At 76.5% G+C, this 19,720-nt stretch carries 19 protein-coding genes; 7 read left to right on the forward strand and 12 right to left on the reverse strand.

What is annotated here, in order from left to right; all coding sequences use genetic code 11:
- Window positions 1-29 precede the first annotated feature (29 nt).
- Window positions 30-332 carry a DUF3072 domain-containing protein gene (locus WDV86_RS13775; RefSeq protein ID WP_339568205.1) on the reverse strand — a complete coding sequence of 101 codons (303 nt, stop codon included), beginning with the start codon at window positions 330-332 and terminating at the stop codon, window positions 30-32.
- Window positions 333-405: 73 nt separating this feature from the next.
- Window positions 406-837, reverse strand: a complete 432-nt coding sequence (locus WDV86_RS13780; protein WP_339568206.1) for a ChaB family protein — start codon at window positions 835-837, stop codon at window positions 406-408.
- Window positions 838-1,026: 189 nt separating this feature from the next.
- Between WDV86_RS13780 and WDV86_RS13785 the strand changes: the two genes are divergently transcribed.
- The 3 genes from WDV86_RS13785 to WDV86_RS13795 all read left to right on the forward strand — a co-directional run bounded on the left by WDV86_RS13785 (window position 1,027) and on the right by WDV86_RS13795 (window position 4,165).
- Window positions 1,027-1,659 (forward strand): superoxide dismutase, encoded by a 633-nt coding sequence (locus WDV86_RS13785; RefSeq protein WP_339568207.1) that lies wholly within the window; start codon window positions 1,027-1,029, stop codon window positions 1,657-1,659.
- A 176-nt stretch (window positions 1,660-1,835) separates the two neighbouring features.
- Entirely contained in the window at window positions 1,836-3,608 is a 1,773-nt protein-coding gene (locus WDV86_RS13790; RefSeq protein WP_339568208.1) for a RecQ family ATP-dependent DNA helicase, read from the forward strand.
- A gap of 44 nt (window positions 3,609-3,652) precedes the next feature.
- Complete coding sequence (locus WDV86_RS13795) at window positions 3,653-4,165, forward strand: metallophosphoesterase family protein (protein WP_445263093.1); 513 nt, start codon at window positions 3,653-3,655, stop codon at window positions 4,163-4,165.
- Window positions 4,166-4,202: 37 nt separating this feature from the next.
- On the opposite strand, the gene serA is transcribed toward WDV86_RS13795, so the two are convergent.
- Entirely contained in the window at window positions 4,203-5,396 is a 1,194-nt protein-coding gene (gene serA / locus WDV86_RS13800) for a phosphoglycerate dehydrogenase (protein WP_339568210.1), read from the reverse strand.
- A 165-nt stretch (window positions 5,397-5,561) separates the two neighbouring features.
- On the opposite strand from serA, the gene WDV86_RS13805 reads away from it, so the two are divergent.
- Together WDV86_RS13805 and WDV86_RS13810 are read left to right on the forward strand one after the other, a co-directional pair.
- Window positions 5,562-6,233, forward strand: a complete 672-nt coding sequence (locus tag WDV86_RS13805) for an NAD(P)H-binding protein (RefSeq protein WP_339568211.1) — start codon at window positions 5,562-5,564, stop codon at window positions 6,231-6,233.
- 60 nt (window positions 6,234-6,293) lie between these two features.
- Window positions 6,294-7,805: an amidohydrolase family protein gene (locus WDV86_RS13810; RefSeq protein ID WP_339568212.1), complete on the forward strand. Its 1,512-nt coding sequence runs from the start codon at window positions 6,294-6,296 to the stop codon at window positions 7,803-7,805.
- Window positions 7,806-7,881: 76 nt separating this feature from the next.
- On the opposite strand, the gene WDV86_RS13815 is transcribed toward WDV86_RS13810, so the two are convergent.
- Both WDV86_RS13815 and fabG read right to left on the reverse strand, forming a co-directional pair.
- Entirely contained in the window at window positions 7,882-8,634 is a 753-nt protein-coding gene (locus WDV86_RS13815) for a maleylpyruvate isomerase N-terminal domain-containing protein (RefSeq protein ID WP_339568213.1), read from the reverse strand.
- Window positions 8,635-8,645: 11 nt separating this feature from the next.
- Window positions 8,646-9,410 carry a 3-oxoacyl-ACP reductase FabG gene (fabG, locus tag WDV86_RS13820; RefSeq protein WP_339568214.1) on the reverse strand — a complete coding sequence of 255 codons (765 nt, stop codon included), beginning with the start codon at window positions 9,408-9,410 and terminating at the stop codon, window positions 8,646-8,648.
- 222 nt (window positions 9,411-9,632) lie between these two features.
- Here fabG and WDV86_RS13825 point away from each other — a divergent pair, with 222 nt between their 5' ends.
- Entirely contained in the window at window positions 9,633-10,712 is a 1,080-nt protein-coding gene (locus WDV86_RS13825) for an NAD-dependent epimerase/dehydratase family protein (RefSeq protein ID WP_339568215.1), read from the forward strand.
- A gap of 55 nt (window positions 10,713-10,767) precedes the next feature.
- On the opposite strand, the gene WDV86_RS13830 is transcribed toward WDV86_RS13825, so the two are convergent.
- The 5 genes from WDV86_RS13830 to WDV86_RS13850 form a co-directional block, all read right to left on the reverse strand.
- Window positions 10,768-11,496, reverse strand: coding sequence for an HAD family hydrolase (locus WDV86_RS13830; RefSeq protein WP_339568216.1), 729 nt, complete (start codon window positions 11,494-11,496; stop codon window positions 10,768-10,770).
- A 125-nt stretch (window positions 11,497-11,621) separates the two neighbouring features.
- Window positions 11,622-12,800 (reverse strand): ABC transporter ATP-binding protein, encoded by a 1,179-nt coding sequence (locus WDV86_RS13835; RefSeq protein ID WP_339568217.1) that lies wholly within the window; start codon window positions 12,798-12,800, stop codon window positions 11,622-11,624.
- Entirely contained in the window at window positions 12,797-13,813 is a 1,017-nt protein-coding gene (locus tag WDV86_RS13840; RefSeq protein WP_339568578.1) for an ABC transporter permease, read from the reverse strand. Before WDV86_RS13840 ends, WDV86_RS13835 begins: the two co-directional genes overlap by 4 nt.
- Window positions 13,810-14,598 carry a hypothetical protein gene (locus tag WDV86_RS13845; RefSeq protein WP_339568218.1) on the reverse strand — a complete coding sequence of 263 codons (789 nt, stop codon included), beginning with the start codon at window positions 14,596-14,598 and terminating at the stop codon, window positions 13,810-13,812. Before WDV86_RS13845 ends, WDV86_RS13840 begins: the two co-directional genes overlap by 4 nt.
- Before the next feature lie 152 nt (window positions 14,599-14,750).
- A complete protein-coding gene (locus WDV86_RS13850) occupies window positions 14,751-16,040 on the reverse strand; it encodes an ABC transporter substrate-binding protein (RefSeq protein ID WP_339568219.1) in 1,290 nt (429 codons plus the stop codon).
- Window positions 16,041-16,162: 122 nt separating this feature from the next.
- Here WDV86_RS13850 and WDV86_RS13855 point away from each other — a divergent pair, with 122 nt between their 5' ends.
- Window positions 16,163-16,915, forward strand: coding sequence for a GntR family transcriptional regulator (locus tag WDV86_RS13855; protein ID WP_339568220.1), 753 nt, complete (start codon window positions 16,163-16,165; stop codon window positions 16,913-16,915).
- Window positions 16,916-16,992: 77 nt separating this feature from the next.
- On the opposite strand, the gene WDV86_RS13860 is transcribed toward WDV86_RS13855, so the two are convergent.
- Both WDV86_RS13860 and WDV86_RS13865 read right to left on the reverse strand, forming a co-directional pair.
- Complete coding sequence (locus tag WDV86_RS13860) at window positions 16,993-19,179, reverse strand: RecQ family ATP-dependent DNA helicase (RefSeq protein WP_445263094.1); 2,187 nt, start codon at window positions 19,177-19,179, stop codon at window positions 16,993-16,995.
- A 221-nt stretch (window positions 19,180-19,400) separates the two neighbouring features.
- Window positions 19,401-19,571 carry a hypothetical protein gene (locus WDV86_RS13865; RefSeq protein ID WP_339568222.1) on the reverse strand — a complete coding sequence of 57 codons (171 nt, stop codon included), beginning with the start codon at window positions 19,569-19,571 and terminating at the stop codon, window positions 19,401-19,403.
- Window positions 19,572-19,720 lie beyond the last annotated feature (149 nt).

Raw genomic sequence — 19,720 nt, forward strand, 5'->3', positions numbered from 1 at the left:
CCCAGCCCCGTCCGCCGCGGCGTGGGCGGCTAGCCGCGCCCGGTCTTGTCCTGGAGCCGGTCGATCTCCTGGGAGGCGTCGGCCTTGGAGATGTCCTCGGGCACCTGCTCGCCGGCCTCCTGGGACAGGGTCTGCAGGTAGCTGCGCTGCGGGCCGGTGGCCGGCTCGCCGCCCGTCACCCACGTCGAGGGGTCCTTCTCGGCGTCGGCGGGCGAGGTGCCCGGCGTCTGGTCCTCCGGCCGGCCGTCGCCGTGGGCGCCCCGCTCGTCGGTGGGCTCGTCGGTGGGCTGCTTCACGTCCTGCTCGGTCCCCTGCGGGGTGTCATCGCTCATGTGTTCGAGCGTAGGGCCACCTCCCGACGACGGCGCGCCGGGCCGCGCGGGTGCTCCCGCCGAGGCCGCCGGGTCAGCCCCGGCTCCGGCGCGTGCTCGCGTCGTTGGCCTTCTGGAGGGCCTCGACGAGCTCGTCCTTGGTCATCGAGGACCGGCCGGGGACGTCCAGGCGGCGCGCCAGGTCCGCCAGGTGCTCCTTGCTGGCGTTCGCGTCGACCCCGCCCGCCGTCTCGCGGTCCTCCTGCGTCCCCAGCCCGCCCTCGGCCTGCGCGTCGGAGGGGCCCTTCTCGTCCTTGGGCTCCCAGTGGTCCCCGACCTTCTCGTGCGTGTGCTTGAGCGCCGACCACGCCGTGCGGTTGGCGCGCTCGCCGTCCCCGTAGGACTCCTCCGCCGACGTCTTCGCCTTGGCGTAGGTGCGCTGCGCCTTCTCGTCGCTGCGCTCCAGCGTGCTGGGCAGGTCGACGTCGGGGACGTCGTCGTGCTGGTCGCCGTTCTTCTCGGCCATGCCTGTGCTCCCGGGCTCGTCGCGTGCTCGCGAGCCATCTTGCAGCGCGGGGGGCGAGGCAGCAGGGTGATCACGCCGACGGCACCGTCGGCGTGGACCGAGCCCGCGGGCCGGTCCGGCGCCCCTCGGGAGGCGTCGCCGGGTCCGCGGCCCCGACCAGGCGCACCCGCGCCGAGGAGGACCTCACCCATGGCCGACTACTCCCTGCCCGACCTCCCGTACGACTACTCGGCGCTCGAGCCGGCGATCAGCGGCGAGATCATGGAGCTGCACCACTCCAAGCACCACCAGACGTACGTCAGCGGCGCCAACACCGCGCTGGAGAAGCTGGCCGAGGCGCGCTCCAGCGAGTCGCTCGGCTCGGTGAACCTCTTCGAGAAGAACCTCGCCTTCAACCTCGCCGGCCACGTCAACCACTCGGTGTTCTGGCCGAACATGAGCCCCGACGGCGGGGACAAGCCGGACGGCGAGCTGGGCGCCGCCATCGACGAGCACTTCGGCTCCTTCGACGCCTTCCGCGCCCACTTCCAGGCGACCGCCCTCGGCATCCAGGGCTCCGGCTGGGCCATCCTGGCCTGGGACTCCGTCGGCCAGAAGCTGCTCGTCGTCCAGCTGTACGACCACCAGGGCAACCTGTCCGTGGGGCTCGTGCCGCTGCTCATGCTCGACATGTGGGAGCACGCCTTCTACCTGCAGTACCGCAACGTCAAGGCCGACTACGTCACGGCGTGGTGGGACGTGGCCAACTGGGCCGACGTCGCCGACCGCTTCGCCCGGGCGCAGACGCAGACCTCCGGGCTGATCGTGCCGGCGGCTCTCTGACCGTGCCGGCGGCTCTCTGACCGTGCCGGCGGCTCTCTGGGCCGCCGCGGCCGGCGGCCCCACCGGCCGCCGGCCGCAGCCGTCCAGGCCTCCGCTGCCGTCCCGACCGCTGGAGCCCCGCACGGCGCGTCGGACCCCGTCGGGTGGGGCGCGGGCGGCCGTCGTAACGTCGCGTGGTGACGAGCCAGGAGCGCCCCAGGGAGACCAGCACGAGCCGGGCCGAGGAGGCTCTGGCCCAGGCGGGAGCAGGCGGTGACGGCCGGACCCGCGCGGGGCGCGAGCTGTCCGCCGCGGTCCGGGCGGTGCTCGGCGAGGGGGCGGACCTGCGCTTCGCCCAGCGGGACGCCCTCGCCGCGCTCGCGGGCTCGGACACGGTGCTCGTCGCCCGCTCCGGGGCGGGCAAGACCGCCGTCTACCAGGTGGCGAGCAGGCTCCTCGGCGGGCTGACGCTCGTGCTGTCCCCGCTGGTCGCCCTGCAGCGCGACCAGGTGCGCGGGCTGGTCGAGGACGGCCACCGGGCGGCGCTGCTCAACAGCACGCTCAGCGCCCGGGAGGAGCGCGACGTCGTCGAGCGGGTGCGGGCCGGGGAGGTCGACCTGCTGCTGCTCGCCCCCGAGCAGCTGGCCCGCGAGGCCACGACGGAGCTGCTGGCAGCGGCCGACGTCCGCCTCGTCGTGGTCGACGAGGCGCACTGCGTCAGCGACTGGGGCCACGACTTCCGCCCCGACTTCCTGCAGATCGGCCCGGCCGTCCGGCGGCTCGGCGGCCCGCGGGTGCTGGCGCTGACGGCGACGGCCTCGCCGGCCGTGCGCCGCGACGTCGTGGAGAGGCTCGCCCTCGACGACGCGGCCGTCGTCGTCGACGACGTCGACCGGCCCAACATCCACCTCGCCGTCCGCGCCGCCGCCGACGTGGGCGCTCGCGACGCGGCGGTCGTCGACGAGGTCGTCGCCGCCTGCCGCTCCGCCGAGGGCGGGGCCGGGGCCGCGGGCGGGGCCGAGGACGCGAGCGGCGACGGGGCGGGCTGCGTCGGCATCGTCTACGTCCAGACCCGCGCGCAGGTGGACGCCGTCGCCGACGCCCTCGAGCGACGCGGGCTCGCACCTGCCCGCTACCACGGCGGCCTGCCGCCCGACCAGCGCTACGCCGTCGCCGACCTCTTCCTGGAGGGCACCATCGACCTGGTCGTCGCGACGAGCGCCTTCGGCATGGGCGTCGACCGACCCGACGTGCGCCTCGTCGTGCACGCCGGCCCTCCGTCGTCGCTGGACGCCTACTACCAGGAGGTCGGCCGCGCGGGCCGCGACGGCGAGCCGGCGCGCGCGCTGCTCGTGCACACCGGCAGCGACTCCTCGCTGGGCTTCTTCTACGCCGCCGGGGGAGGGCCGCGCGCCGCGACCGTCCGCGCGGTCGTCGCCCCGCTGCAGCACGCCGGGACGCGCGGGCTCACCCGCCGCGAGCTGGCCGAGGCGGCCGACCTGACGCCGCGGACGCTCTCGCGCGCGCTCGGTGCGCTCACCCAGCTGGGGGTCGTGGCCCCGGCCGAGGGCGGGCGTACCCGCTGGGTCGGCGGGGAGGAGAACGGGACGCAGGTGGCCGCCCGCGTCGACGCCGAGCGGGAGCGTCGTCGCCGTCTCGACGAGTCGGCGGTCGAGATGGTGCAGCGGTACGCCGGCACCGACGACTGCCGCCGCCGGCTGCTGCTGGAGCTGCTCGGCGAGAGCCACCCGCAGCGGTGCGGCGCCTGCGACAGCTGCGACGCCGGCACCTCGGGGGACGTCGTCGACGCGACCTTCGCGGGCGGCCAGCGGGTGCGCCACCGCGCCTTCGGGCCCGGGGTCGTCGCCTCGGTCGAGCAGGGCACCGTCACCGTCCTGTTCGAGGAGGAGGGGTACAAGACCCTCGCGCTCGGGCTGGTCGAGGAGCACGACCTGCTCGAGAGCGCCTGAGCGTGGCGCGTCTCGTGACGTCCGGCGAGGTGCTGCCCGGGCCGCTGCGCCTGCTCGTGGTCGCCGACACCCACCTGCCCCGGCGGGCGAAGGTCCTTCCGCCGCAGGTGGTGGCGGCCGCCGGGCAGGCCGACGCCGTCGTGCACGCCGGCGACTGGGTGGACGAGGCCGCGGTGGACGACCTTCTCGCCCTCATGCGCCCGGGGGCCCGCCTGCTGGCCTGCTGGGGCAACAACGACGGCCCCGGCCTGCGGGCGCGGCTGCCCGAGGTGGGCCGCGCCGTGCTGGCCGGGCTGCACGTCGAGGTCGTCCACGAGACCGGCGGCAAGGACGGCCGCGAGAGACGCTGCGAGGCGGCGCACCCCGGCGCCGACGTCCTCGTCTTCGGGCACAGCCACATCCCGTGGGACACGACCACGCCGCGAGGGCTGCGGCTGCTCAACCCCGGCTCGCCGACCGACCGCCGGCGCCAGCCGCGGTGCACCTACCTCACCGCGACCGCCGCCGACGGCCGCCTGGACGACGTCGCCCTGCACGACCTGCCGCTGCGGCGTTGACCGGCTGCCGCGCCCACGGCCGGGCAGGCGGGCGGGCCTAGACGACGCTGAGCCGCACCGTCTCGGGCATGGCGCGCAGGGCGTCGAGCACCGCGGGGGTGAGGGCGCCGACGTCGGTCACCGCGTAGCCGTAGGCGCCGCGCGTGGTCAGCAGCTGCCCGTCGACGTTGACGCCGTGCTCGGCGAGCACGCTGTTGACCGTGGCGAGCACCCCCGGGACGTTGTGGTGCAGGTGCGCCAGGCGGGCGGTGCCGGGGACCCGGTCGAGCGCCACGGCGGGCAGGTTGACCGACAGGCTCGTGCTGCCGGTGCGCAGGTAGTCCCGCAGCTTGGTGGCGACGAACCGGCCGATGTCCTCCTGCGCCTCCTCCGTCGACCCGCCGATGTGCGGGGTGAGGATGACGTTGGGCAGGCCGCGCAGGGGTGAGGTGAAGGCGTCCCCGCGGGCCTTGGGCTCGTGGGGGAAGACGTCGACCGCGGCGCCGGAGAGGTGCCCGCGCGCCAGGGCGTCCGCGAGCGCGTCGTGGTCCAGGACGAATCCGCGGGAGAGGTTGAGGAAGATTGCCCCCTCCCGCATCGCCGAGAGCTGCTCGACGCCGAAGAAGCCCGCGTTCCCCGAGCGGCCGTCGACGTGGAGCGTGACGACGTCGCTGTGGCGCAGGAGGCTCTCGAGGTCGGGCGCGCGGCGGGCGTTGCCGAGGGCCAGCTTCTCGGCGGTGTCGTAGTAGAGGACCGACATGCCGAGCGCCTCGGCGACGACGGACAGCTGGCTGCCGATGTTGCCGTAGCCGACGATGCCCAGCGTCCGGCCGCGCACCTCGTGGCTGCCCTCGGACGACTTGTCCCAGACGCCGGCGTGCAGCGTCGTGTCCTTGACGGTGAGCCGCCGCGTCAGCGCGATGATCTCGGCGATCGCCAGCTCCACGACGCTGCGGGTGTTGGAGAAGGGCGCGTTGAAGACGGGGATGCCGCGGGCCGCCGCCGCCTCGAGGTCGACCTGGTTGGTGCCGATGCAGAACGCCCCGACGGCCTGCAGGTCGGGGGCGTGGGCGAGGACCCGCTCGGTCACCTGCGTCTTGGAGCGGATGCCGAGGACGGCGACGCCGGCGAGGGCGGCGACCAGCTCGTCCTCGTCCAGCGCCCCCCGGTGCTCGACCGGCGTGACACCGGCGCCGGCGAGGATCGTCGAGGCCTGGGGGTGGAGGCTTTCCAGCAGGAGGGCACGGACCATGCGCCGATCATCGTCGCTCCGCCCCGACGGGCGGGCACGGGTCCGTCGGGTGGACGGCGGCCCGCGCAGGAACAGCACGGGGGCGCCGTGCGCTCGCCCCACCGGCACCAGCACCCGCACCGAGCACCCGTACCGAGCACCCCCACCGAGCAACCGGAGGTCCCCATGAAGGTCGTCGTCGTCGGAGCGCACGGCAAGGTCGCGCGCCTGCTCACCCCGCTGCTGGTGGCCGGCGGCCACGACGTGGTCGGCGTCGTGCGCAACCCCGACCACACGGCGGACCTCGAGGCGGACGGCGCGGCGCCGGTCCTGCTCGACGTCGAGAGCGCCTCGGCCGCAGACCTGCAGCCGCACGTGGAGGGCGCCGACGCCGTCGTCTTCGCAGCGGGGGCCGGCGGCAAGGGCGGCCCCCAGAGAAAGCTCGACGTCGACCGGGACGGCGCCATCTCGCTCGCCGACGCAGCCGCGGCGGCCGGCGTGCGCCGCTACCTGCTCGTCTCGGCCATGGGCCTGGAGTCCGTCGTCGACGGCGCGACGCCCGACGGCGTGGACCCAGGTTTCGTCGACTACCTGCGCGCCAAGCTCGCGGCCGAGGACGCCCTGCGCTCCCGGCCGGAGCTCGACCTCACGGTGCTGCGGCCCGGCCGTCTGTCCGACGAGCCGGGCACCGGCCGGGTGGCGCTGTCCCGCAGCACCCTCGGCCACGACGACGTCCCGCGCGCCGACGTGGCCGCCGTCCTCGCGGCGCTGGTGCAGGCCCCGGGCACGGCCGGGCAGACCCTGGAGCTCCTCGCGGGCGACGTACCGGTGGAGGAGGCCGTCGCGGCACTCGCCTGACCGCCACCAGGTGCTCCCGCCGCCACCACGGCCGGCGCCGACGCCACCAGACTCCTCGGCGTGACGTCGGAGACCACCGGGCCCGAGACCTCCACGAGCGCGCCCACGGCGTCGTCGCTCGCGCCGGCCGCGCTGACCGTCGTCGACGCCGTGCTGCTGCCCGTCGCCGACGGGGCGGCGGCGGACCCCGGCTGGTTCCGCGGCTGGATGGGCGTCGGGGCGGACGGCCGCATCACCGGCCTCGGCCCCGGCGCCCCGCCCGGCCCGCCGCAGGGGGAGGTCCTCGACGTCGGCGGGGCCCTCGTCGCGCCAGGCTTCGTCTCGGCCCACTCCCACCTGTTCACCTCGGGGCTGCGGGGCATCTCCTCGGGGGCGACGCTCTACCCCTGGGTCCGCTCGATGATGGACGTCTTCACGGGCACCAGTGCCGAGGACATGTACTGGTGCACGCTGCACGGGGCGATGGACTACCTCGCCAACGGCATCACGAGCGCCTACGACTTCCTCCAGTCCCGCGTGACGTGGCTCTACGACCCGGCGACGGCGTCCAACGCCCTCGGGCACGTGCACCCCTTCGAGTACACGACGCGGCAGATGGACGGCCCCTCCGACGCGGGTCTGCGGACGGTGACGGCGCTGCGCCTGGACGACGAGGCCGGTCCGGAGGAGGAGGTGCTGGAGACCTTCGCCTGCGGCGTCGCGGCGGCCCAGGAGCGCAAGCCGCCCGACCTGCACCTCGGCACCTCGGTGATGGGGGCCGTCCAGTGGGCCGCCGGCCCGCGCAGCGCCCAGCTGGAGGCACAGGTGATGGCCGAGCACGGCATCACCAACCAGGCCCACCTCGTCGAGACCGCGGAGGGGGTGCAGACGCAGCGGGCCAAGTTCGCCTGGTACGACGAGGCGGGCGTCCTAGGACCGGACTTCCTCTTCGGCCACTTCGTGCACCCGACCGAGGAGATGGTCGCCCGCGCGGTCGAGACGGGCAGCGGCGTCGTGTGGCAGCCCACGTCCAACGGGCGGCTCGGCTCCGGGGTCGCCGACGTCGTGCGCTACCGCCGCGCGGGCCTGCGCGTGGGGATGGGTCTCGACGACCAGTCCTGCACCGACATCTCCGACCCCTTCCAGAGCATGCGGATCGGCATGTACGCGATGCGGGCGCTGCACCACGACGCGTCCGTGCTCATGCCGCGCGACGTGCTGCGGATGCACACCCTCGACTCGGCCGAGGTGCTGGGCGTCGCCGACCGGGTGGGCAGCCTGGAGGTCGGCAAGATGGCCGACTTCCTCGTCGTGGACCACCGCGCGCCGTCGACCGGACCGGTGTGGGACGTCCACGCCACGTACGTCCTCGCCTGCGGGCTGCGCAACCTGAAGCGGGTCTACGTCGGGGGCCGGCTCGTCAGCCAGGACGGGCGGTCCACGAGCCCGCTGGCCGACGACGTCGACGCCGAGCTGGCGGGCCGCGTCGGCGCCGCGGCCCGGCGGCTGGGCCTGCGCCTGCCGCTGGACGACGCGCAGGTCGGGGCGGGCGGTCCCGCTCGCGCGCCGTCGCCGTGGGGCGTGCGGGACTGAGCAGCGAGCCCGTGCGCAGCGAGCCCGTCCGCAGCGACGCCACGAGGAGGGGCCGTGGCGGTCCCGGCGGCCCGCGTCAGGCCCGGCGGCCGGTCAGGGCGAGGAGCTGGGGGAGCGGCTCGTCGGAGCCGGCCTCCTGAGGGGTCCCGAAGTGCCCCGACCCGGTGAGCAGGCGCTGGTGCGCCCGGGCCCACGCGAGGGCGTGGGCCGCGCAGGCGGCCGCCCCGCCGTCGGCCGGCTCGGGTGCCGGTGCGCCGGTCGCCCGGACGGCGCGGCGGACGTCGCAGCCGTGGACGACGAGGTCCAGGAGCAGCCGCTCGGCCAGCTCCGAGGCCGGGGCCTGCTCCCCGCGCAGCCGGACGGTCGCGTCCTGCGCGGCGCCCGCCCACGCCACCGTCGACGCCGCGGAGACCGCCCGCCACGTCCGGCGGGGGTCGGCGCCGAGCCCGTCGTCGTCGGCTGGCCGGGCCGGTGGCTCGGCGCCCGCCAGGACGTGCGGCACGCGGCGCTGCTGCGCGGCGACGTGCGCGACGACGCCGCGCACGTCCCAGCCCGACGGCGTCGGGGCCGCCCAGGCACCGGCCGCGGCCGCGGCGTCGACGGCGGCGGTGAAGGTCCGCAGGGCGTCGGGCAGCAGGGCGCGGGCGGGGGCGTCGCCGCCCGCGCCACCCTCGGACGTCGCCAGCAGCGGCGCGGCCGCCGGGTCCGGCGCGCCCGCCGTACCCCGCGCCGTCGCCAGCAGCGGCGCGGCCGGGTCGCCGACGTCGGCCGCGGTCGTGGCGGTGGCCTGCGCCTGCGGACCCGTCGTCAGGCTGACTCCCGTCGTCACGGGCTCGGACGTCACAGGGTCTGGCCGCCGTCGACGTACAGCGTCTGGCCGGTGACGAAGGACGCCTCGTCGGAGGCGAGGAAGGCCACCGCGGCGGCGACGTCGTCCGGCTGCCCGACCCGGCCCACGGGGGTGCGGTCGGCGATGCTGTGGCGGTACTCCTGCGGGCTGACGCCGAGCCGGCGCGCCGTGCCGTCGGTCATCTCGCTCTGCACGAAGCCGGGTGCCACCGCGTTGGCCGTGATGCCGAACTTCCCCAGCTCGACGGCGAGCGTGCGGGTGAAGCCCTGCAGACCCATCTTCGCGGCGGAGTAGTTGGCCTGCCCGCGGCTGCCGAGCGCGCTCGTGCTCGACAGGCTGACGATCCGGCCGTGGCCCGCCGAGACCATCGGTCCCTGCACGGCCCGGGAGACGAGGAAGGCCCCCCGCAGGTGGACGCCGACGACGGTGTCCCAGTCGTCCTCGGTCATCTTGAACAGCAGGTTGTCGCGGGTGACACCGGCGTTGTTGACGGCGATGTCGAGACCTCCGAGCTCGGCCACCACCTGCTCGACCGCCGCGCCGACGGCCTCGGCGTCGGTGACGTCGGCCGCCAGGCCCAGCGTGCGCACCCCGCTCGCCGCGGCGATCTCGGTGGCCGTCGACCCCGCCCGCCCGCCGTCGAGGTCGAGCAGCGCCACCGCCGCCCCGCCGGCGGCCAGGCGCCGTCCCACCGCCGCGCCGATGCCACGTCCGCCGCCGGTGACCAGGGCCACCCTGCCCTCCACGCCTGCCATGCCGGTCCTCTCCTCAGGTCGTCGTACCTGGTACTCGTCGCCGCGCAGCAGCCGACACCTGCGAGCCCACCGGCGAGCCGCGCACGGGCGGCTGGCGCCCCCTCGGCCGCGTCACGCGCGGGCCGCCCCGGAGGCTGCACGTCGCGCACGCTAGCCGGGGCCCGGCGCGGGCCGCCGCGTGTCGGTGCGCCCGGGCCGACCCCGCACCACCACAGTGTGTCCATGAGGGTGCTCGTCACGGGAGCCAGCGGCAACGTCGGCACGGCGCTGCGGCGCCGGCTGCTGCGAGAGGACGACGTCGAGGTGGTCGGCCTGGTCCGGCGCCCGCCGCGCGAGGCCGCCGGGGTCCGGTGGGTGGCGGCGGACCTGGCCACCCCCGCCTCGGTACCGGTGCTGGAACGGGAGCTGGAGGGCGCCGACGCCGTGGTCCACCTGGCGTGGCGGCTCCAGCCCAGCCACGACGAGGCGGCCATGCGTGCGGTCAACGTCGACGGGACCCGGCGGGTCGCCACGGCGGCGGCCGCGGCCGGCGTGCACCTGGTGCACGCCTCCTCCGTCGGGGCCTACGCGCCGCGGGCGACGCCCGTGCCCGACGGCCGCCCGGCAGGACCGGGCCGGGAGGACCCGCGCGACGCGGTCGGCGAGGACTGGCCGACGACCGGCGTCGAGTCCTCCACCTACAGCCGGCACAAGGTCGCGGCCGAGCGGGTGCTCGACGAGCTGCAGCGCACGCACCCGCAGGCCCGGGTCGCCCGGATGCGTCCTGGTCTCGTGCTGCAGGCCGACGCCGGCGCCGAGGTCGGCCGGTACTTCCTGGGCGGGCTCCTTCCCCTGTCCCTGGTGCGGCGCGTCCTGCTGCCGGCGCTGCCGCTGCCCGAGGAGGTCGTCTTCCAGGTCGTCCACGCCGACGACGTCGCCGACGCCGTCCTGGCGATGCTGCGACGGGGGGCGACGGGGCCCTTCAACCTCGTCGCGGGGCCGGTGCTCGGCCCTCTCGACGTCGCGGCGGCCCTGCGCGCGCAGCGCGTCCCGCGGCTGCCCGCCGCCGCGCTGCGGGGGCTCGCCGCCGCCACGTGGCGGGCGCGGCTGCAGCCCACCGAGCCCGGCTGGGTCGACCTGCTGACCCAGGTGCCGCTGCTGTCCTCCGGCCTGGCCCGCGCCGAGCTCGGCTGGGTGCCCCAGGTCCGCGCCGACAGCGCGCTCGTCGAGCTGCTCGACGGGCTGTCCACCGGCCGTGGCTCCGCCACACCACCGCTGGCGCCCCGCCGCCGGCTCCGGCAGCGCAGCTCGCCCCGCGGCTGAGCGGGACCTCCCCGAGGCGCCGCCGGGCCGGCCGGCCGTCACCGCCTCGCCCGCGTCACCCGCCGGAGGCGGCCGGGAGGATCCCGTCACCGGCCGGCGCGGCGGCGCCGGGTGCCGCCACCTCCTCGATCTCCACCTCCGCGAGCGAGGCGACGCGCAGGCAGCCGGTCAGCTCGACGTCGGCGGCCGGGTTGACGCCCACGACCACGCAGCCGGCCGCCCGCGCCGCGGCGACGCCGACGGCGGAGTCCTCCAGGGCCACGCAGTGCTCCGGGGGCACGCCGAGGGCGGCGGCGGCGGCGGCGTACACCTCGGGCGCCGGCTTGCCGTGCCGCACGTCGTCGACGGTGCGGACGACGTCGACGAGGTCGAGGAGCCCTGCGCCGGCGAGCAGCGCCCGGACGTCGGCGCGCCTGCCGTTGCTCGCCACCGCCAGGGGCACGCGGCCGGACAGCGCGTGGAGCAGGCGTGCCGCCCCGGGCATCGGGGGAGCACCGGCCGCCAGGACGGCGGAGTAGCGCGCCGCCAGGACGCCGGTGAGCTGGTCGACGAGGGCGGAGGGGGCCTCGGGCGTGCCGGCCCCGCCGTCCTGGCCAGTCCTGTCCTCCCGGGTGTGCGGGCTCTCGGCGGCGGCGAGCAGGACGCGGGCCGTGTCCGTCGCGGACAGCCCGCGCAGGGCCGGGGCCGTCGGCGGCGCCACCTGCTCCTCCTCGCACCAGGTGGCGACCATGTCCAGCCAGACCGACTCGGAGTCGACGAGCAGCCCGTCGCAGTCCAGCAGCACGGCGCGGGCCTCCACCCTTTGGGGCGCGGCCCCCCCGACCTGCAGGCGGACACGGGCTCCCTGGACTGGGGCCTCCTGGGCTGGGGCTCCCAGGAGTCGGGCTCCCTGCCCGCGCGGTCCGACGCTCACGCGAGCGCCGCCGCGCGGGCGCGGGTGACGACCCGGCCCTCGGCGTCGGTGCGCAGGGCCGGCGTGGCGCCCAGCCGGGGCACGACCCGGGTGCCGACGCCCAGGCCGCCCGCCTCCGCCGCCGGCACCGACGCGACGAGCGTGAGGCCGTCCGGGGCCACGACCCGCACCGCCGTGCGCTCGCCGGTGAAGCTCTGCCCCACCACGGTGCACGGCCCGTCGGGCGCCGGGGAGAGCCTCACGTCCTCCGGGCGCACGAAGAGGGTGTCCAGCCCCGCCCCCGGACGTCGTGGCCGGAAGGCGCCCCCTCCAGAACCCACGCCCGGGCTCACCCCCGGGCCCGCTCCTCCGCCGACTTCTGGGCCCACTTCTGGGCCGACTTCTGGGCCTGCTCCTGGGCCTGCTTCTGGGCCCACCTGCACACCGGGCTCGACCCCCACCTCGGAGACCGTCCCGACGAAGCGGGCGACGAAGGCGGTGGCGGGGGAGCGGTAGACGACGGCGGGCACGTCGACCTGCTCGACCCGGCCCTGCGCGCACACGGCGACGCGGTCGGAGACCGCGAGCGCCTCGTGCTGGTCGTGCGTCACGAAGAGCGTGGTGATGCCGAGCTGGCGCTGCAGCCGCCGGATCTCCTCGCGGATCGAGGCGCGGACGACGGCGTCCAGCGCCGAGAGGGGCTCGTCGAGCAGCAGCACCGACGGCTGCACGGCCAGCGCCCGGGCCAGGGCCACCCGCTGCTGCTGGCCGCCCGAGAGCTGGTGCGGGAAGCGCTCGCCGAGGTGGCCCAGCCCGCACGTCTCCAGGAGGTCGGCCGCGCGCCGCCGGCGCGCGGCCCGGTCGACCCGGCGGACCCGCAGCCCGTACTCCACGTTCTCCTGGACCGACATGTTCGGGAAGAGGCTGTAGGCCTGGAAGACCATGCCGACCCCTCGTCGCTCGGCCGCCACCCCGCCGACGTCCTGGCCGTCGACGAGGACGCGCCCCTCGCTGGCCCGCTCGAAGCCGGCGAGCACGCGCAGTGCCGTCGTCTTCCCGCACCCCGACGGCCCCAGCAGGGTCACCAGCTCACCGGGGGCGATCCGCAGGTCGAAGCCGTCGAGCACCCGGGTCGAGCCGAACGTCTTGCCGACGCCCTCCAGGCGCACCTCCTTGCCACCGGGGGTCGTCGTCATCGGGAGGGCCTTCCCGCGGCGCCCGGGAGCACGCCGCCGTCGTCGAGGTGGGAGTCGCCGGCCGGGGCCGACAGGTCGGACCCCGTCGAGCCAGGCCCCGTCGAGCCAGGGCCCGTCGAGCCAGGGCCCGTGGAGGTGGGGTCCGTCGAGGAAGGCCGCGCGCCGTCGCGACCCGCGCCGCGGTGCCCCCGGGCGGAGACGTGGTCGGCGCTCAGCATCGCGACGAGGACCAGGGCCCACGTCGACAGGTTGAGCAGCACGGCGACGGCGATCGAGGCGCGGAAGTCGGTGGAAGCCACGGTCGCCAGCCAGACCGGCAGCGTCTCCTGGCTCAGGGTCGCCGCCACGGCGAACTCCCCGAGGCACACGGCCGTGGCGAAGAAGACCGAGAAGAGGACGGGGCCGCGGACGTTGGGCACGACCACCCGCCACAGCGTCCCGGTCGTGCTGGACCCGAGGGTGGCCGAGGCCTCGACGAGCGCCCGCAGGGGGATGGTGCGCAGCCCCGCGTCGAGCGCCCGGAAGGTGAAGGGCAGGCAGAGGACGACGTAGGTCCCGACCAGGACGAGGGGCAGGTCGGGGTCCTGCAAGGCCTGGCTCACCGTGCTGGCGGCCGACCCCCGACCCTGCTGGGCCCCCAGCCGCAGCAGCGCCACGACCCCGGCGGCCAGGGCGATCGGCGGCACCACCAGCGGCAACGTGCAGAGCACCTCGAGCAGCGCCCGCAGCCGCGGCGCCCACAGGTGCACCGCGACGACGGCGGGGACGAGCGTCGCCAGCAGCAGGAGCACCGTCAGCACGGTCACGCCGACGGTGCGCCCGGCGGCCCGGGCCAGGCTCGGGTCGTCCCCGAGGACGCGGTAGGCGTCCAGGGAGAAGGAGCCCCCGGGCAGCACCGCGAACGCCACGGTGGCCACGACGGGCACCGTCACGTACAGCACGACGGCGACCACGGGCAGCCACAGCAGCACCCGCTGCGGCCGCAGGGGCTCACGCGGCACGCCCGCCGTCATCGCAGCCACCGGGCCGACCGTGCCTGGAGCCGGTTGAACAGGACGAGGACGACGACGGCGACCACGACCATGAGGACGCCCAGCGCCATGGCGCTGGCCTCCCCGCCCGAGCTGATGCCCGAGCGCAGCTGCGAGGCGATGGACAGCGGGACGAGGGGCAGCGCCCCCGAGCCGATGAGCACGGCGGCGGAGGCGTAGGTCGCGTAGGCCGCCCCGAAGAGCAGCACCCAGCCGCCGAGCAGCGCGGGGAGCGCCACGGGCAGCCCGACCCGCCGCCAGTAGGTGAGCGGGGTCCCGCCGAGAGAGGTGCTGGCCTCGGCCCACTCCCGCCGCAGCCCGACGAAGGTGGGCAGGGTCACCAGTACCATCGTCGGGACCAGGAAGTACTGGTACATGACGACGAGGCCCTGCCAGGAGTAGAGCGTGAAGCCGAGGGCGCCGAGCCCGAGCGCCTCGGTGAGGAAGCCGGTGTTGCCCAGCGTGACCACGAAGGCGAAGGCGAGCGGCGGTCCGCCGTCGGTCGCCAGCACCGAGGAGAAGACCCCCGCCAGCGAGCTGAGCCGGGCGCTGGCGATCCGCGCGAGGCAGAAGGCCGTCAGCGCGCCGACGACCGCGGCGATCGAGGAGCCGACGAGGGAGACCAGCACCGAGTTCGCCACGGCCGAGGCCTGCGACCCCTGCAGCAGGCCCGCGTAGGCACCGAGACCGGGTTCGCCGCGGCCCACCAGGCCGGTGGAGACCAGCGCCATGCCGACCAGCGGCAGCACGAAGAACAGGCCGACCACGCCCAGGAGCGGCGCCAGGGCCGCGACGGCGGGCGATCGCAGGGCAGCCGCCGGTCCCGCCCGCCTGCCCGAGCCCCTGCCCCGTCTACGGCCAGGGCCCGGCGGAGCGGCGCCGTCGACGTCCTCGGGGAGCGCCACCGTGGTGGCTCCCGTCACTGGATGGCCTCCACCCAGGTGGTGGACAGCTCCTCCTGCGCGGCGGCGCGCTGGGCCAGCGACGGGGACGGGGCGATGACGCCCTCCGCGTTGGGCAGGGCGGCGAGGGCGTCCTGGTCGACCGTGCCCTCCTCGACCATCGTGTCGAGACGGATCGGGAGCACGTAGCCCTCGAGGAGGAGGTTCTGGCCCTCGTCGGAGAAGAGGAACTCCATGAACAGGCGGGCCACGGCCGGGTGCGGGGCGTCCGCGTTGATCGAGGCGGCGTAGAAGGAGGAGACCCGGCCGTCCGCGGGCAGGGTGATCTGCAGGTCGGTGCCGGAGGCGGCGAGGTCGTCGGCGATCGGCTGCAGGAGGTAGTCCCAGTTGATGACGACCGGGGTCTCCCCGGTCTCGATGGTGCCGGCGTTGGCCTCCACGGGCAGGAAGTTGCCGACCTGGTTCAGCTGGCGGAAGAAGTCGACGCCGGGGCCGATGTCGTCGAAGCCGCCGCCCGAGGCCAGCGCGGCGGCCATGACCACCATGAAGGAGGTCTCGCTGACCGTCGGGTCGCCCGGGATGGCCACCTGGCCGGCGTAGCGGGGGTCGAGCAGGTCGGCGAAGGTCTGCGGGCAGACCTGCACGCGCGAGGCGTCGCACCCGATGGCCATGGTGCCGCCGAGGTGGTTGATCCACGTCCCGTCGGGGGAGCGGAACTCCTCGGGGACGTCGTCGACGGTCTCGGGGCTGTACCGCGCGAGGAGGCCGTCCTGCGAGGCCTCCTCGGCGAAGCTGAGCCCCGTGTCCAGGTAGTCCAGCGAGTCGGCCTGGCCCTGCCGGTTGATCACGGCGTTGACGAGGTCCTGGCTGGATCCGGTGGAGGTGTCGTTGACGACCTCGATGCCGTACTTCTCCGAGAAGGTCGCCAGGACGCCGCCGTAGTTGGCCCAGTCGTCGTAGAGGCCCATGGCGTTGAAGGTCCCCTCCGCCTGCGCGTCGGCCACCAGCTGCTCCATCCCCCCGCCGTCCTGCGCGCTGGTCGCGGTCCGCCAGCGCTCGTCGGCGGCCGGCGCGCCGCCGGCGCCGCAGGCGGTGGTGGCGAGCAGGAGGACGGTGGCGGAGCCGACCAGCAGGCGCCGAGCGGTGACGGTCATCAGGAGGCCCTTCGGGAGGAGGTTCGCTAGTGAGGCGGACGTGCTGCGCCAAGGATCACTAGTGACCTGGTCCGGCGGGGCCCGCGGCCGGAACTTCTCGGTGAACATCTGATGACGGCGCCCGGCACCCGTGGTCGCGGCGCCCCCGCTCACCTCCTCGGCCCGTGGTTGGGGGAGAGTCCTCCCGCGGTGGTGCTGGCCTCGGGTCTGCGGGCGGAGGCCGGGGCGGAGGCCGGGGCGGGCCGTGCCGAGGACTCAGGGAGAGGGGAGCCGGGGTGGCTGAGCCTGCGTTCGCCGTCATCGCCGACGCGGTGCGCTCGGAGATCGTCGCCGGCGTGTGGGCGGTCGGGGCGTCGCTGCCGACCGAGCGCGAGCTGGCGGAGCGCTTCGGGGTGTCCGTGGGCACCGTCCGCGTCGCGCTCCGCCAGCTCGTCGTCGAGGGGACCGTCGACGGGGTGCGGGGCCGGCCGAAGACGGTCGTCCGCCCACCGCAGCCGCCCGGCTCGTTCGGGCAGTTCCGCAGCCTCGCCCAGTGGGCCTGGCAGCACGGGCTGCGCCCGGGGGGCCACCTGGTCGCGAAGAGGTGGCACATCGCCTCGGACGCCGACGTCGACCTCCTCGCCGTCGACGACGGCAGCCGCGTCCTGGAGGTCACCCGGCTGCGCACCCTGGACGGCGAGCGGGTGATGCTGGAGCGCTCCCGCTACGTCGACTGGCTCGGAGAGCTCGTCGCCGCGCTGGGGGACGACGCGCCGTCCGTCACCGCGCTGCTGGAGGAGCAGCACGGTGTCCGGTTCAGCCACGCCGAGCACCTCTTCGGGGCCGAGGCGGCCCGGCAGGAGGACGCGGAGGTGCTCGGCGTGGAGGCCGGCACGCCGCTGCTCGTGCACCGCCGGCTGTCCCGCGACGCGACGGGTCGTCCGCTGGAGTGGTCGCTGGACCGGTACGTCGCCGGGCGCGTGATGCTCTCCGCCGGCACCTCGTGGCACTCCAGCCCGTTGCGGTGGGTCCTGCCCCCGGGCCCGTAGCCGTCCCCGGGGAGGCCAGGAGCAAGGCCCGGGCAGGCCAGGACCAGGGCGGGGCGGCGGAGGGGCCGTCGCCCCCGCTACCCGGCGACCGCGAGCGCGAAGGGCAGCACCTGCACCCCGGCGCGGCGCAGCTGGCGGCCCGCGACGGTCATCGTCCAGCGGGTGTCCACGACGTCGTCCACCAGCAGCACGGGTCCGTCCCCGCCGCCCAGCGGGGCGACGAGGGCGTCGGCCGCCCCGAAGGCACCCCACACGCCCGCCAGCCGGAAGGCGCTGTTGCCCGAGCCCGCCCGCGCCGGGGGGTGGTCCTCGACGAGGGGCAGCGCCCCCAGGTAGGGCAGCCGGCCGATCTCGGCGATGCCGCGGGCGAGGCTGTCCACGAGCGTCGGCCGGGTCCGCGAGGGCACCGACGCGACCGCCACGGGCCGCCGCTCCCAGTCCCACGCGGCCAGCACGGGGACGACGGCGCGCAGCACGTCGGAGGGGACGGGGACGTCGCGGGCCCGCTCGCGGTCCCCGGAGACGTCGCCGAGCAGGTCGCGCAGCCGTGGGCCCATGCCGAGGTCGCTGGTGCGCGCCAGCGCCCGGCCCGTGCCGACCTGCTCGTCGGCCGCGATCCGCCCCCGGACCGGCACCCCGAGGCGGTCGGCGCCCGTCGGCCACTGCGCCCGGGCCTCCACGACCGTCCCGGCGCGCCGCAGCGCCGCCGAGGCCGCGGCCCGGGCGTCGTCGGGCAGGTCGACCGGGTACCACGGCCCGGCGCACCGGTCGCAGCGACCGCACGGCGCGGCGGTGTCGTCGTCGAGCGCAGCCTGCAGGAAGGCCATGCGGCAGCCGTCGGTGCGCTCGTAGGCGACCATCGCCGCCTGCTCGGCCGTGCGCGTCGCCGCGACCTGCGCGTAGCGCTCGCCGTCGTAGTCCCAGGGGCGGCCGGTCGCCGTCCACCCCCCACGGACGCGCTCGACGGCACCGTCGACCGCGAGCACCTTGAGCAGCAGCTCCAGCCGGGTGCGCCGCACGTCGGCGACGGCCTCCAGCGCCGCCGCGCTCATCGGCCTCGGGGCGCTCGCGAGGGCGTCGAGCACGGCGGCGGCGTCCTCCTCGCGGGGCATGCTCGCGGTGGCGAAGTAGGCCCACACCGCCCTGTCCTCGCGCCCCGGCAGCAGCAGGACGTCGGCCCGCTCGACGGCGCGCCCGGCCCGCCCGACCTGCTGGTAGTAGCTGACCGGTGACGACGGCGCCCCCAGGTGCGCCACGAAGCCCAGGTCGGGCTTGTCGAAGCCCATGCCGAGCGCCGAGGTGGCCACGAGCGCCTTGACCCGGTTCTCCCGCAGCGCGCTCTCGGCCTCGCGGCGGTCGGCGTCGTCGGTGCGGCCGGTGTAGGCGAGCACCTCGTGCCCGGCCGCGCGCAGGGCCGAGGCGGTGTCCTCGGCCGCCGCCACCGTGAGCGTGTAGACGATGCCCGAGCCGGGCAGGGCGGGCAGGTGCGCCGAGAGCCACGCCAGCCGGGCGGCGTCGTCGGGCAGGTCGAGCACGCCGAGGCGGAGCGAGTCGCGCGCGAGCGGTCCGCGCACGGTGAGCACCTCGACCGGGTCGGCCGAGCCCGGTGGCGGTGCCGAGAGCTGCTCGGCGACGTCGGCGACGACGCGCGCGTTCGCCGTCGCCGTCGTCGCGAGGACGGGCGTGCTCGCGGGCAGGCGCCCGAGCAGGTCGCGGATGCGCCGGTAGTCGGGACGGAAGTCGTGGCCCCAGTCGGAGATGCAGTGCGCCTCGTCGACGACGAGCAGCCCGGTGCGGGCCAGCAGGTCGGGCAGCACGTCGGCGGCGAACTGCGGGTTGACGAGCCGCTCGGGGGAGATGAGCAGGACGTCGACCTCGTCGGCGGCCAGCGCGGCCAGCGCCTGGTCGTTCTCGTGCGCCGTCGCGGAGGAGATCTCGACCGCCCGCACGCCCGCCCGCGCGGCGGCGGCGACCTGGTCGCGCATGAGCGCCAGCAGTGGGGAGACCAGGAGCGTCGGGCCGGCGCCGCGGGCCCGCATCAGCGCGGTGGCGACGAAGTACACCGCGGACTTGCCCCACCCCGTGCGCTGCACGACGAGCGCCCGCGCCTGGCGGTCGACGAGCGCCTCGACGGCCTCGCCCTGCCCGTCGCGCAGGACCGCGTCCTCGCGGCCGACGAGCCGGCGCAGCACCTGCGCCGCGGCCTGCGCGGTGCCGCCGACGGCGGAGGTGCCTGAGGTCGGCGTCGGGGAGGTCGTGCCCAGGGAGGTCGTGCCCGGTGCGGTGTCCACGACGGGGACGCTACGGGCGACCTGCGACGGCGGCGTCGTCGTCCCCAGGGAGCCCGGGCGTCGGGTGACGGGTCGACGCCTGTGGACGCCGGGGACGTCGACCGGCAGGGGGCCTGGGGCGCAGCGGGCACGGCAGCCGGGTCCACGCCGTCCTGGACCCCGCGGTCGTCGGCCAGAGGTCCAGGCGGTCGTCCTCAGCCGGCGGAGGCCACCTCGCGCCGCTGGGCGACGGCGCCCGCGACGGCCCGGGCGCCGAGGACCACCCATCCCGCGGACGCGACGACGAGGGCGACGACCAGCCAGCCGGCGAGGTCGCCGCGCACGAGCTGGGGCAGGGCGACGCCCCCCATGAAGAGGACCGCCATCACGCACCTCCAGGCCGCCGCGCGCGCCGACCCCCGCGGTGTCTGGGCGCGGCTCTGCCACCACGGGGTGCGTCGGCGCTCGTCGTCGTCCACCACGACCTCATCCTGGCGGGCGGGTGACCCTCCGGGCACGGCCGGCCCTGGCGGCT

The sequence above is a fragment of the Pseudokineococcus sp. 1T1Z-3 genome (assembly GCF_037482365.1).
In the GTDB taxonomy this organism is placed as follows: domain Bacteria; phylum Actinomycetota; class Actinomycetes; order Actinomycetales; family Quadrisphaeraceae; genus Pseudokineococcus.

What these genes read in the sequence shown, in the direction of transcription:
- WDV86_RS13865 (WP_339568222.1), bottom strand. Translation starts at nt 19,571, where the DNA reads ATGGCGGTCCTCTTCATGGGGGGCGTCGCCCTGCCCCAGCTCGTGCGC.
- WDV86_RS13780 (WP_339568206.1), bottom strand. Translation starts at nt 837, where the DNA reads ATGGCCGAGAAGAACGGCGACCAGCACGACGACGTCCCCGACGTCGAC.
- fabG (WP_339568214.1), bottom strand. Translation starts at nt 9,410, where the DNA reads ATGGCAGGCGTGGAGGGCAGGGTGGCCCTGGTCACCGGCGGCGGACGT.
- WDV86_RS13775 (WP_339568205.1), bottom strand. Translation starts at nt 332, where the DNA reads ATGAGCGATGACACCCCGCAGGGGACCGAGCAGGACGTGAAGCAGCCC.
- WDV86_RS13840 (WP_339568578.1), bottom strand. Translation starts at nt 13,813, where the DNA reads ATGACGGCGGGCGTGCCGCGTGAGCCCCTGCGGCCGCAGCGGGTGCTG.
- WDV86_RS13785 (WP_339568207.1), top strand. Translation starts at nt 1,027, where the DNA reads ATGGCCGACTACTCCCTGCCCGACCTCCCGTACGACTACTCGGCGCTC.
- WDV86_RS13805 (WP_339568211.1), top strand. Translation starts at nt 5,562, where the DNA reads ATGAAGGTCGTCGTCGTCGGAGCGCACGGCAAGGTCGCGCGCCTGCTC.
- serA (WP_339568210.1), bottom strand. Translation starts at nt 5,396, where the DNA reads ATGGTCCGTGCCCTCCTGCTGGAAAGCCTCCACCCCCAGGCCTCGACG.
- WDV86_RS13835 (WP_339568217.1), bottom strand. Translation starts at nt 12,800, where the DNA reads ATGACGACGACCCCCGGTGGCAAGGAGGTGCGCCTGGAGGGCGTCGGC.
- WDV86_RS13825 (WP_339568215.1), top strand. Translation starts at nt 9,633, where the DNA reads ATGAGGGTGCTCGTCACGGGAGCCAGCGGCAACGTCGGCACGGCGCTG.